General features: G+C 51.3%; 10 protein-coding genes. All 10 read left to right on the plus strand.

Features of this window, described 5'->3' with window-relative positions; genetic code table 11:
- The first annotated feature begins 30 nt into the window (after nucleotides 1–30).
- The 10 genes from D328_RS0106705 (at nucleotide 31) to hfq (ending at nucleotide 12,622) form a co-directional block, all read left to right on the plus strand.
- Nucleotides 31–798 (plus strand): ABC transporter ATP-binding protein, encoded by a 768-nt coding sequence (locus D328_RS0106705; protein ID WP_033412505.1) that lies wholly within the window; start codon nucleotides 31–33, stop codon nucleotides 796–798.
- A gap of 5 nt (nucleotides 799–803) precedes the next feature.
- Nucleotides 804–1,634, plus strand: a complete 831-nt coding sequence (locus tag D328_RS0106710; RefSeq protein WP_018884205.1) for an ABC transporter permease — start codon at nucleotides 804–806, stop codon at nucleotides 1,632–1,634.
- A gap of 223 nt (nucleotides 1,635–1,857) precedes the next feature.
- Nucleotides 1,858–2,835, plus strand: coding sequence for an aromatic acid exporter family protein (locus D328_RS0106715; protein WP_025680093.1), 978 nt, complete (start codon nucleotides 1,858–1,860; stop codon nucleotides 2,833–2,835).
- A gap of 107 nt (nucleotides 2,836–2,942) precedes the next feature.
- A complete protein-coding gene (locus D328_RS0106720) occupies nucleotides 2,943–3,497 on the plus strand; it encodes an outer spore coat protein CotE (RefSeq protein ID WP_018884207.1) in 555 nt (184 codons plus the stop codon).
- Between the two features lie 202 nt (nucleotides 3,498–3,699).
- Nucleotides 3,700–4,932, plus strand: a complete 1,233-nt coding sequence (locus D328_RS0106725; RefSeq protein WP_018884208.1) for a putative amidoligase domain-containing protein — start codon at nucleotides 3,700–3,702, stop codon at nucleotides 4,930–4,932.
- Nucleotides 4,933–5,202: 270 nt separating this feature from the next.
- Entirely contained in the window at nucleotides 5,203–8,109 is a 2,907-nt protein-coding gene (mutS, locus tag D328_RS0106730; protein WP_018884209.1) for a DNA mismatch repair protein MutS, read from the plus strand.
- A gap of 61 nt (nucleotides 8,110–8,170) precedes the next feature.
- Nucleotides 8,171–10,531 carry a DNA mismatch repair endonuclease MutL gene (mutL, locus tag D328_RS0106735; protein ID WP_018884210.1) on the plus strand — a complete coding sequence of 787 codons (2,361 nt, stop codon included), beginning with the start codon at nucleotides 8,171–8,173 and terminating at the stop codon, nucleotides 10,529–10,531.
- Between the two features lie 43 nt (nucleotides 10,532–10,574).
- The gene (locus D328_RS0106740; protein WP_026281039.1) at nucleotides 10,575–11,393 is read left to right on the plus strand and encodes a class I SAM-dependent methyltransferase; all 819 of its coding nucleotides are present in this window, start codon (nucleotides 10,575–10,577) and stop codon (nucleotides 11,391–11,393) included.
- Nucleotides 11,377–12,357 (plus strand): tRNA (adenosine(37)-N6)-dimethylallyltransferase MiaA, encoded by a 981-nt coding sequence (gene miaA, locus D328_RS0106745; protein ID WP_018884212.1) that lies wholly within the window; start codon nucleotides 11,377–11,379, stop codon nucleotides 12,355–12,357. Before D328_RS0106740 ends, miaA begins: the two co-directional genes overlap by 17 nt.
- A gap of 19 nt (nucleotides 12,358–12,376) precedes the next feature.
- Entirely contained in the window at nucleotides 12,377–12,622 is a 246-nt protein-coding gene (hfq, locus tag D328_RS0106750) for an RNA chaperone Hfq (protein ID WP_018884213.1), read from the plus strand.
- Nucleotides 12,623–12,625: the final 3 nt, after the last annotated feature.

A 12,625-nucleotide genomic window follows, 5' to 3' on the forward strand; every position in this document is an offset into this window, starting at 1 on the left:
GCTGAAAGGGGGCGACCTGCCTTGAACCGAATGGTAGAGCTCAGACATGTGACCCATGTATATGTGACGGATCGTCAGGCCTCTCTGGCGGTAGAGGACTTGAATCTATCGGTCGCTGCCGGCGAATTCATCAGTCTTGTAGGCCCCAGCGGATGTGGCAAGACGACTATACTATCCATGATTGCGGGTCTGCTGCAGCCAACTACGGGGGAGGTCCTGCTCCGCGGCAAAGCGGTAGAGGGCCCTAGCAGCATGGTTGGGTATATGCTGCAGCAGGACTATTTATTTCCTTGGCGGACGATTCTTGATAATGCGCTGCTGGGCTTCGAATTGAATGGCCGTGTGGACGAGGAAGCAAAGGAACGGGCACAGCTCCTGCTGCGGGGCATGGGACTAGGTGGTACAGAGCAGCTGTACCCATCGCAGCTGTCCGGTGGGATGAGGCAGCGTGTGGCACTGGTCCGAACACTTGCGACCAACCCCAGCCTTCTGCTCCTGGATGAGCCGTTCTCGGCTCTGGATTATCAGACGAAGCTGCAGCTGGAGGATTTGATTGCCGAGACGCTCCGTGAACGGGGCAAGACAGCGATTCTGGTCACGCATGATCTGGCGGAGGCGATCGCAGTCAGTGATCGTGTCATTGTATTGGGCCGAAATCCTGGTCATCTTCGACGCATGTTCCGGGTACCGGTGCAGATTCGCGACACACAACCGTTTTATGCCAGGGAGCAGCCGGGCTTTAACGAGCTGTTCCACGAAATCTGGGCCGAGCTGGAAGACTCGGGCGGAAGGGAGTGACAGATATGGAGAAATCCGTTGTGAAGCGGGATTCATCCTGGCTGAAGACTCTGCACCGGGAGCATCTGAGACGTAGTCGACAGTTAACCCGACGTGTGCTGTCCGTGCAGCTCGTAATATTATTTGCATCCCTTGCCCTATGGGAGATCGCAGCTCGACTGCGTTGGATTGATGTACTGCTGTTCAGCTACCCCACCAAGGTGGTGCTTCAGATTGTCGGTGATGCACTCAGCGGCGAGCTCTGGGGTCATCTGGGCGTGACTGTCGGGGAGACCATCGCGGGCTTCTTGCTGGGAACACTACTCGGGACGCTGCTGGCAGTTCTCATTTGGTGGTCACCTTTCCTCTCCAGAGTGCTGGACCCGTACATGGTTGTATTTAACAGCATGCCCAAGGTGGCTCTCGGTCCGATATTTATAGTTATGTTTGGAGCAGGCTTCATGGCCATTCTGATGACGACATTGTCCATCACGGTCATCGTTACAACGCTTGTCGTGTACAACAGCTTTCGGGAAGTCAATGATCATTACATTAAGGTGGTCAGGACACTTGGGGGGAGCAAGCGCGATATTTTTGCGAAGGTCATCCTGCCCGCCTCTTTTCCTACTATTATCTCTTCGCTCAAGGTGAATGTGGGTATGGCATGGGTTGGTGTCATCGTAGGTGAATTCCTGACAGCCAAGAGCGGACTGGGATATTTGATTATTTACGGCTTTCAAGTGTTCAATTTCACGCTGGTGATGTCCAGTCTCCTGATTATTTCGGTGGTGGCTACGTTGATGTATCAGGGGGTGGCCTATCTGGAGCGCAAGCTGCTGGCGGGCAGGCCACAATGAAGAACCATAATATAGGGCATAAGTTGGTCATAAGAGAGGGGTTCCAGGAGGCTATATCCTGAGAAGTCCTCTTTTTGTTAGCACTGGCTGAGTGATCGTTACGCATAGAACTGATGCTGATATGAGATTATAGTCATGAAAATAGCGAATGTGTTATTTCTAAAAAAATGATGTATGATGAAAATGCATCAAAATGACTTTCAGAAGGGATTATGTGAATGGCATGGGTTTTCGGGTGATTAAGACAGCGATTGCAGCGCTAATGGCTGTCCTCATCGCAGACGGTCTCGGAGTACATGGAGCGACTTCGGCCGGGTTGCTGGCGATATTGGGGGTGGACGTAACCCGTAAAAGGAGTATCCGCTCTATTTCGGCCCGATTTTTTGCATCAGTGGTAGGCCTATTGTTTGCAAGCGTACTCTTTCTCTTGTTTGGTCTGCATTACTGGGTGCTGGCGCTATATATTTTGACTGCCTTCCCGATCATTGTAAGGGCTGGTTTCAAGGAAGGGATTGTAACAGGCTCGGTTGTCGTCTTCCGGGTGTTCAGCGAAGGGGTCGTGGACACGCATACACTGCTGACCCAGCTGTACCTTCTGCTTATTGGACTGGGCTCAGCAATGGTTGTGAATCTGATCTATATGCCGCGTACGGATAATACGATGCTGGAGATTCGGCATCATATTGACGAGACATTTTCCATCATCTTCAGTAATATCTCCCGGACATTGCGCGAGCCTGGCTTCGTCTGGAATGGTCAGGAGATTATTGATGCTGAGATGGCGATTGCCAAGGGGATCACGGAGGCTGGACGTTCCCTGGAGAATCAGGTGATTAATCCGAAAGAGGATTGGAAGATCTATTTCTATATGCGAAAGCAGCAGCTGGAATCCATTCAATATATGCTTCAGCTTGTCTCGCAGATGTACGAGCATATGCCACAGGGCGACCTGATGGCTGAATTGTTCGAGCAGCTTAGTAAGGATGTCCTCACGGAGCACTATACCGGAAGAACGGAGAAGCTATCCGAACTGGTAGGGAACAAGTTCAAGGAAATGGAGCTGCCAAATTCGCGTGAGGAGTTTGAGGTCCGCTCGGCTATTTTGCAGCTAAACCGCGAGCTGGAGCGTTTTTTGAAGATAGCCAAAAAGGATAAGGCTCCTGCCCCAACAGAGCATCGTGCTTCTCCTTTTCCTTCCTAAGAGTGCTTCCAGATAAATAATCTCATTTTCTCTATATCTATTTACTCAACATTCGCCCACATCCTGCATACATATGTATGGAATGATTGTATGGAGGAGGTTCAAGAATGTCATTGAGTCATAAACAACATCGTAGAGAAATTATTACCAAAGCGATCTGCGGCAAAGGTCGCAAATTCTCTACCGTAACACATACCGTGACTCCGCCACATAATCCGACCAGCATTCTGGGGGCATGGATTATCAACCACCAGTATGAAGCGGTCTCCGCCGGCGATGGAATTGAGGTTGTGGGAACCTATGATATTAACATATGGTATTCCTACAACAAAAACTCTCAAACCGATGTGGCGAAGGAAACGGTATCGTATGTAGAGCAGGTTGGTCTGTCTTATGTAGATCCGAAGCACCGGGCTTCTACAGTGGAGGTGTCTGCGGATGCAACGCAGGAGCCTAGCTGTGTGGAAGCGACGGTGTCCTCGGCAGGCAACAGTGTCGTGATTCGTGTAGAGCGTGAATTCGCAGTAGAGCTAATCGCTGAGACCAAGGTCGTTGTACGTGTGTATGACACTGCCGATGAGGAGGATAAGGATTACGAATTCCTCTCCGATGAAGGCGAGTTAGAGGATCTCGACTTCGAATTGCTGGATGATGAGCTGTAGAGAGAGAAGCATATAGAGCGACTGGCGCTTAGATCAGAGGGGTGATGGTACAGAGCCCTTGTAGGATGCCCTTGCGTGTGACTATGGGATAATATATGCGCCGACAGCGGCTAAGTAGAGGGCGGATGCCCTCCTTTTTATTTTTTTAGAGGAATTAAAGGGGGCAAGACGAGGTTGTGACGCGAGTGAGGGAGCTGAGCAAATGGTGAAGACCTTAGGAGATCCTTCTCTATATGCAGGGCTAAGCGAACAGCAGAAGCTTGCACGTCTTTTGCGCAGTGGTATTCGAGCCAATTGGGAGCCATCCCGCACGAAGGGCTTCGCGCTGGGCTACGCTGTGCAGATTCGTGAGCTGGAGCTTCTCGAGGTGAGCAGACGAGGAACTGCGGCACGTATGAGGATCATGGCCGTGGAAGGGCAGGATGAGTCGATAAGTTCTGTCTTGATGAAAAAGCTGGAGCGAGCGGCTGTCCGAACGTTGTACACACTGGGATTGGACAGCGGTGAGGTAATACTGATGCCAGCAATGGACGCAGGGTACGAGGTGCGGTCCGTAAGGGAGGCGCCATGGATGGAAGATTCACGTCTGCAACGCATGTATCAGTCCAGGGAATCTGCTCATGCGCAGGAGAAGGCTGAACGTGACATTGCCGGGTATGGGAGAGCCCTCGTAGGGATGGACCCGGAGTTCATCCTGGTCCGACGTGACCAAGGGAAGGTGGTTCCTGCCTCACGATTTCTGGAGCGGTGGGGGGAAGCTGGATGTGATGCGGTGACGAGAAGAGAGCGTACACTTTTTCCGATTGCAGAACTCAGGCCAGCACCCAGCAGTGAGCCTGAACGGTTACTGCGGCATTTACGAAAGGCACTTGCAGCGGCATCTTCTCGAATCACGGATCGTTCCTTATTGTGGAGAGCTGGTGCCATGCCACAGCCAGGTCTTCCTCTAGGGGGGCATCTGCATTTTAGCCGTGTACGCCTGGAGGCAGAGGTACTGCGTGCATTGGATAACTATCTGGCTTTACCTATTGCCACCTTGGAGGACCCAAAATCCACAGCGAGACGCCCGCGGTATGGTATCTTGGGGGATTTCAGACGGAAGGAGCATGGAGGCTTCGAGTATCGGACCTTGCCCAGCTTTCTGATTTCACCCTTGCTGGCCAAAGGCGTCATTGGTGCAGCGTACCTGATTGCGGAGCATTATCGGGAGCTACACCTCAGGCCACTGGACCAGGAAGAGATCCACGCCGCATTTTATGCAGCTGATCGTGACCGCTTGTATACCTGCTTGGAACCATTGCTGCAAGGGATGGAGAAGGTGGTAGATTATGAGCGTTATGAGCCCTTTACAGGACCGCTCTTTCGGGAGCTGCGTTCAGGCGGTCATTGGGATGAGATGAGAGACATTCGTCCTCTATGGCGGCTTCCTACGTAGGGAAGAGAACACAACGGAAGCATGCTAGCAACAGTTGGCATGTTTTGAGCTGGCTTTTTTGATATAATGAACCTCTAGGATTGTTCGAATAGATGATATAGGGCATTTTGCATAAATCCAAGAAACGACTTATATCCAGCAATTTATTGATCAAATTGATTTTATTTGTCAATAATTTGTATCCGAAAGTGATTAAAATCGAATTATGCAAAATGCTGAAATAGCAATATTGGAGACAGTATACAGATTGATGTAATTTTGGAGGTTGTCATGGCCAATTATACGCCAATGATTCAGCAATATTTACAGATTAAGGAACAGGCGCAGGATGCTTTTCTTTTCTTTCGATTGGGTGATTTCTATGAGATGTTCTTTGATGATGCCGTTCTGGCTTCCAAGGAGCTGGAGATAACACTGACTGGACGTGAAGGAGGCGGCGAGGCCAAAATTCCTATGTGCGGAGTGCCTTACCATTCTGCCGACAACTATATTCAGCGCTTGATTGAGAAGGGCTATAAGGTAGCGATCTGTGAGCAAATGGAAGACCCTTCTGTGACAAAAGGGATGGTCCGGCGCGAAATCGTACGGGTCATTACACCAGGAACGGTGATGGATGGGAAGAACCTCGGCGATCGGGCCAACAATTACGTTGTATGTGTGACAGAGGCTTCAGGGATGTTGGCCCTAAGCGCGAGTGATCTGTCCACTGGTGAGTTGTACGTTACTTCGGTACCGTACGCCGAGGAGTGGCTGATGGATGAGATTAATATTTATGAGCCATCAGAGATTATCGGAGATGCTCGACTGCTGACACTTATATCCTCTAGAACGCTCCCTACTAGCAGGAAGATCGTCTATACCGAGTGGGACAAATCCAAGGACGATCTCGTGCGAAGCCAATTCGGGGAGCCTGTGTGGGCCCGTATGCCTGAGGAGCGTCGTCAGTGCGTCTCACGCTTGCTGGCTTACTATCATGAGACGCAAAAGCGCTCCTTAGGTCAATTGACCCAGATCTCATCCTATGAACCGAACCATTTCATGATTCTGGACCCGTTCACCCGCCGGAACCTGGAACTGGTAGAGACTGTGCGTGAGCGCTCCAAGAAAGGCTCGCTTCTGTGGCTGCTTGATCGAACCGAGACCTCTATGGGAGCTCGGATGCTGCGCCGCTGGATTGACAAGCCTCTAATCTCGAAGCAAGCGATAGAGGATCGTCTGGAGGCTGTGGACAAGCTATATCACCAGTTCATTCTCCGTGAGGATATCCGTGAACAATTGAAGGAGATCTACGATCTAGAGCGTCTGGTGGGACGTATTGCCTTTGGCAGTGCCAATGCCCGTGATCTGATCGCGCTGCGTGCTTCTCTGGAGCGCATTCCTGAGCTTCAGCAACTGTGTGCTGCTTCACCATCCATCACATTACAGCAGATTGCCAGCAATCTGGACCCATGTACAGATCTGTATCAGGAGATCGAACAAGCTATCATGGAGGAACCTCCTGTATCGGTGCGGGAAGGTGGCATGATCAAGCAGGGCTATCATCAGCGACTGGATGAGCTGAGGGAGGCAAGCACGAACGGCAAACGGTGGATTGCTGAGCTGGAGGCGAAGGAGCGTGAAGCGACAGGCATTCGTTCCCTCAAGATCGGCTATAACAAGGTGTTCGGCTATTATATAGAAGTAACCAAATCGAATCTGGCTTCTCTTCCAGCTGGACGTTATGAACGGAAGCAGACGCTGGCAAATGCAGAACGGTACATAACACCAGAGCTGAAGGAGAAGGAGACTCTGATTCTGGAAGCTCAGGATCAGATGGTCGATCTGGAGTACAGTTTGTTTGCTGCCTTGCGTAGCAGACTGAATGAAGAGATTCCCCGCCTGCAGAGCTTGGCGGAGCGAATTGCGGAGATGGATGTCTATCAATCCATGGCGACGGTCAGCAGTGAGCGTGGATTCGTTAAGCCTGAGATCAACGATGGCTATGATCTAATGGTGGAGCAGGGGCGTCATCCAGTCGTGGAAGCGGTAATGAAGGATGTTGGCTTTATTGCTAATGCGACCAGGCTGGAAGAGGACAAGGCACGTATATTGCTGATTACCGGTCCAAATATGGCTGGCAAGAGCACCTACATGCGTCAGGTCGCACTGATTAGCATTATGGCTCAGATTGGCTGTTTCGTTCCGGCAGAGCAGGCCAAGGTGCCTCTGCTGGATCGAATATTCACACGGATCGGTGCTGCTGATGATCTGATTGGTGGTCAGAGCACATTTATGGTTGAGATGGCGGATATTCAGGTCATGACCGAAAAGGCCACCCCACGCAGCTTGATTATTATTGATGAGCTGGGACGTGGGACCTCGACTAGTGAAGGGATGGCTATTGCTCAGGCTGTCATTGAATATGTGCACGACCATATCGGATGTAAGGCACTGGTATCCACTCATTTTCACGAGCTGGCGCACCTGGAGGACAGCCTTCATTCATTGTGCAACTATTCTATGGCGGTGCAGGAGAGTGGGGACAAGGTTCATTTTCTTCGCAAGCTGGTGGCGGGGGCTGCAAGCAGCAGCTATGGCATTTATTGTGCTCGCCTGGCCGGCCTTCCTGGATCCATTATAGAGCGTGCCAATGGTCTTCTGGATGGTTTTGAGAATGCTGCGTCACGGGTGACCGCTGGTGTGGAGCGTGATGCACAGGCTTATAAGCCTTCCGAAGGTGATAGTCACCTGAAGGAGACGGAGAAGGGGCTCGCGCTGCGCGAAGTCTCTGTGACGTCCGAGATGAAAGCGAGCGAGACCTGGAACAGCCCGCTTACACATCAACAAGCTCGGCAAGATGAATCACAGAATCAGCATCCTCATCAGCATATTAGCCAAGACAATAACACGTACAATGATCAATCTAATGTTCAGCATCCGGACCAGCAAAGTGATCGAGAAGAAAAGATAGCAGCAATAGCAAAAGAACATTCGCCGCAGTCAGATGGCAAGGGTGTGTACCAGCTATCGCTCTTTGGCGAACAGGATATTACACCAGTCAAGACTGTGTCCCGTGAAGATGCTGCTGTGGAGCAATTTATCCAGCAGGTCAAGCGTGCGGATGTTATGAATATGACGCCTCTGCAAGCGATGCAGCTACTAAATGAGCTGAAGCTGAGGGCTACGGAGCTGTCGTAATCGAACATGGTGCTGTGCTACTGTTTGTATAAGTCTGCCTGAGCTGTAAGGAGGTAATGCTATGGCTAGAATTAAAGTGCTTGATGAGCATATCGCGAACCAGATTGCTGCTGGCGAGGTCGTGGAACGCCCTGCATCCGTAGTCAAAGAGTTACTGGAGAATTCGATTGATGCGGGAAGTACTCGAGTGGAAGTATCCGTGGAAGAAGGGGGCCTCCAGAGCATTCGTGTAACTGACAACGGTGGCGGTATCGACCCGGAGGATGTGGAGACAGCCTTCTACCGACACGCGACGAGCAAGATCGTCCACGGACGGGATCTCTTCCAGATCACGAGTCTGGGCTTCCGTGGAGAGGCTTTGCCAAGTATAGCTGCCGTATCCAAGGTAGAGCTCCTGACAGCCTCTGGAGATGATGGCAAGGCCCGCAGAATCGTTATTGAAGGCGGTAAGCTGGTGACCCATGAGGAAGCGGCTGCACAGCAAGGAACGGATTTCATAGTGCGAGAGCTGTTTTATAATACTCCGGCCAGGTTGAAATATATGAAGACGATTCAGACGGAGCTGGGCCACATCTCGGATGTGCTGTATCGTATGGCCTTATCACATCCAGAGATTGCGTTCACGCTGCGTCATAATGGCAATACGTTGCTAAGGACTCTGGGAAATGGTGACTTATTGCAGGTCATCGCCGCAGTCTACGGTACAGCCGCCGCGAAGGCTATGATTCCGCTAGAGGATGAAAGTTTGGATTACCGACTCTATGGCTATGTCAGCCGCCCCGAGTGGACTCGCTCCAGTCGGAATGCCATCTCAACCGTTGTGAATGGTCGTTATATTCGTGGCTACGGTCTGAATCAAGCTTTGCTGAAGGCTTACCATACGTTGCTGCCTATTAATCGTTATCCGCTTACGGTATTGTGTCTGGACATGCATCCATCATTGGTGGATGTGAATGTACATCCCGCTAAGCTGGAGGTGCGATTCAGTAAGGAGCCCGAGCTCTATCAATTCGTGGAGCAGGCTGTACGGAGTGCTTTGCATCGGGAAGTGCTGATTCCGAAGGCTGTGAAGCGAGAGATTGGCAGTCCTACCAGCAGAGCCTTCATCCAAGAGCAGTTTCGCTTCGGGTCTGCAGAGCAGGGAGCGAGTACCTTGCCAGATTCGTCTTCGGCGTTACAGCAGACCTCCGAAGCTGTGACGATGGAGCAGGCAGCAGCTAGTAGCCAGACACATCTGGTAGCTGAGGACGAAGAACTCGATGCCCCAGCACCTGATGTGATCGCTGAAGCTACGAAACAGGAGGGAGCGTCCAATTCCATTCCTGAGCAGGCTTCCAAGACGTCAGGAAGGGATGCTGGAGCCAGCTCCGAGTCGGCTCTCAGCGAGCAACTCAGCGGTGAGCCAAGTCAACAACTTAGCACAAGAACAGAATTACAGTCCGAAGATACGGCGCATGGAGGCAAGTCATCGTCATCAATGAATCACCAGGGCACAGGCCAATCTGGCAATGTCTATACGGCACCGGCATATTCAGACAAGTCTGACCTAACAGAGCAGACAGCTGCACAAAATGCCGTAAAGAAGCCGGGAAATAGGGAGTATGCTTCAGGCATAGCTGGAATAAAAGATTCAACGACTTCCAAAATGGCCTCGAGTACAGTGGTTAAGAATGCAAGCGTGGCGCCGACAGCTTATAGCAATGGAAGCATCGTACGTGAGACGTCAAGCCGCGGAGCCGGGAGCTATCAGTCAGGTCGGGGGTCCAGTTCGAATCGTGCTTCCATGAGCTGGACACCAGAGCAGCTATCATCGGTAGCGGGATCTGTACCTGAAATTCCGGCTTTTCCTGAGCTCAGTGTCATTGGTCAGCATCATGGGACCTATCTGATTGCGCAAAATGATAGTGGCCTGTATCTGATTGATCAGCATGCGGCTCATGAGCGTATTAATTACGAGTACTATTACGAGAAATTTGGTAAGCCTGAGCAGGCCTCGCAGGAGCTTCTTTTGCCCATTACGCTGGAATTCACCCCGTCGGAGTCTGACAAACTTAAGGACCGCTTGAGCTGGTTCGCTCAGGTCGGGGTACATTTGGAGCATTTCGGCGGTCAGACGTTCCGCGTAACCTCTTATCCCTATTGGTTGCCCAAGGGGGAGGAGCAGGATGTTATTGAAGAGATGGCAGAGTGGGTGCTTGACGAAAAATCCATCGACCTTGCCAAGCTGCGCGAGGCCAGCTCGATTATGTGCTCCTGCAAAGCCTCCATTAAGGCTAACCAGAAGCTTACGTTACAGGAGGCGGATGTGCTGCTGAAGCGTCTCGCGGCCTGTAAGCAGCCGTATACATGTCCTCATGGTCGCCCCATCGTGATTTCCTTCTCGACATATGATTTGGAGAAGATGTTCAAGCGAGTTATGTAGTATGTGCCAATATCAACAGTTCAGCAAGATATAGCGAGGAAGTATGCCAGTGAGCAGTTATAATCCAATCCAAGATATGATCGTGACTACGGGGGACACCCCTTCCCCCGCGGTCATTGCGCGAGCAGAGGAGTTCGCGTATACGCATAAGCTCAAATATGCACCAAGAGGGCGCTTGTCCATCGCCAGGCTGGCGGAGGTCCATGAAGCCGTGGACGTGCTTGTTATATTGCACGAAGCTGTACGGCTGATTCGGCCGGGCCGAACACCCATGTCGTTCCATCCCAGCATGGGGCTCATTCGCGCCAAGCGCGTGCTGAAGCAGGAATCAGATCCACTGCTGACCATTGCGAGAGTGGCTCCAGGCGATCAGATCCTGGATTGCACAGCGGGTATGGGCTCCGATGCGTTGGTTCTCTCGATGGGAGCTGGTCGCACCGGACAAGTCACTGCGCTGGAAAGCTCTTTCCCGGTGTATGCTCTTTTGCGTGAAGGGATGAGTGAGTATCAGTCGGGTGTACCCGAGATTGATGAGGCGTTACGGAGAATTGATGTGCGCCATACGGGGCATCTGGAATGGCTCAGCCAATTGGAGGATCGCAGCGTGGATGTGGTCTATTTTGATCCAATGTTCCGAGACCCCTTGCTGGACTCAGATTCCATCGGTCCGTTGCGTAGTTACGCCAATCCAGATCCGCTGAGCGAAGTCAGCATTCAGCAAGCCTGCCGGGTAGCGAGAAAGACGGTTATTTTAAAGGAGAAACGCAGCAGTGCTGAGTTCAGACGTCTTGGCTTTGAGGCGGAGACACGCGGACAGAAGAAAACAGTGTACGGAGTGATTAACATTGACAGCGCTACATAAGCCACCACTATTGGTGCTGGTCGGCCCAACAGCGGTCGGCAAGACCAAATCAAGCATCGACACGGCCAAGACCTTCGGCTGTGAGATTATATCCGGAGATTCCATGCAGGTCTACAGACATATGGACATTGGTACTGCGAAAATATCCGAAGCGGAGATGGAGGGCATCCCCCACCATTTGATCGATATTCATGAGCCGGAGTACCCTTATTCTGTGGCGGAATTTCAGTCGGAATGCCGGCGGCTGATTCAGGATATTCAAGGTCGCGGCAAGCTTCCATTTATCGTAGGTGGTACGGGACTCTATGTAGAGTCGGTATGTTATGAATATCAGTTCTCAGAGGTGGGTGCTGATGAGGCTTTCCGGGAGGAGCAACTGGAATTTGCGCAGCAACATGGTGCCGATGCCCTTCATGCCAGACTGGCACAAATTGATCCAGAGAGCGCACAGCGATTGCACCCGAATGATCTTCGCCGAGTGGTCAGATCTCTTGAGGTGTACCATGTCAGCGGTCAGACGCACAGCTCCCTTCTGGCGGCACAAACGAAGGAATCTCCTTATCATCTGTGCATTGTGGGTTTGACAATGGATAGGGAAATGCTATATAAACGTATTGAAGACCGCATCGACGGTATGCTGAGGCAAGGGCTTGTAGAAGAAGTGTCCGCGCTAATGGAGCGTGGTGTGCGTAGTGATGCAATATCCATGCAAGGACTGGGCTACAAGGAGATTTCAGCCTACCTGCGTGGTGAGATGACTCTGGATGCAGCAGTTACGTTGCTCAAAAGAGACACCCGCCATTTTGCAAAACGGCAGCTTTCCTGGTTCCGGCACATGAAGGACATTGAATGGATTGATGTCACGCACGCATCATCTGTTCAAGAGACATCTCGGAAAATCCGAGACATTGTTGCAGGAAAGTACGGGACAGACCTTGAATATACTTCAGAACAACTCAAATGATAATTGGGGGTACGGCTAAATGAACAAGTCCATCAACATCCAAGATACGTTCTTGAACCAACTGCGCAAAGAAACGATTCCTGTAACTGTGTATCTGGTGAACGGATTCCAAGTACGTGGGATTATTAAGGCCTTTGACAATTTCACAATTATTATCGACTCCGATGGACGTCAGCAAATGATCTACAAACACGCTATTTCGACCTTCACGCCACAGCGCAATGTCTCCTTGATGCAGCAGCAGGATTCCAGCAACGAGGGATAAGTA

This window comes from Paenibacillus massiliensis 2301065 = DSM 16942, from assembly GCF_000377505.1.
Classification (GTDB): Bacteria; Bacillota; Bacilli; order Paenibacillales; family Paenibacillaceae; genus Paenibacillus; species Paenibacillus massiliensis.

What these genes read in the sequence shown, in the direction of transcription:
- D328_RS0106705 (WP_033412505.1), top strand. Translation starts at nt 31, where the DNA reads ATGGTAGAGCTCAGACATGTGACCCATGTATATGTGACGGATCGTCAG.
- D328_RS0106710 (WP_018884205.1), top strand. Translation starts at nt 804, where the DNA reads ATGGAGAAATCCGTTGTGAAGCGGGATTCATCCTGGCTGAAGACTCTG.
- D328_RS0106715 (WP_025680093.1), top strand. Translation starts at nt 1,858, where the DNA reads ATGGGTTTTCGGGTGATTAAGACAGCGATTGCAGCGCTAATGGCTGTC.
- D328_RS0106720 (WP_018884207.1), top strand. Translation starts at nt 2,943, where the DNA reads ATGTCATTGAGTCATAAACAACATCGTAGAGAAATTATTACCAAAGCG.
- D328_RS0106725 (WP_018884208.1), top strand. Translation starts at nt 3,700, where the DNA reads ATGGTGAAGACCTTAGGAGATCCTTCTCTATATGCAGGGCTAAGCGAA.
- mutS (WP_018884209.1), top strand. Translation starts at nt 5,203, where the DNA reads ATGGCCAATTATACGCCAATGATTCAGCAATATTTACAGATTAAGGAA.
- mutL (WP_018884210.1), top strand. Translation starts at nt 8,171, where the DNA reads ATGGCTAGAATTAAAGTGCTTGATGAGCATATCGCGAACCAGATTGCT.
- D328_RS0106740 (WP_026281039.1), top strand. Translation starts at nt 10,575, where the DNA reads ATGCCAGTGAGCAGTTATAATCCAATCCAAGATATGATCGTGACTACG.
- hfq (WP_018884213.1), top strand. Translation starts at nt 12,377, where the DNA reads ATGAACAAGTCCATCAACATCCAAGATACGTTCTTGAACCAACTGCGC.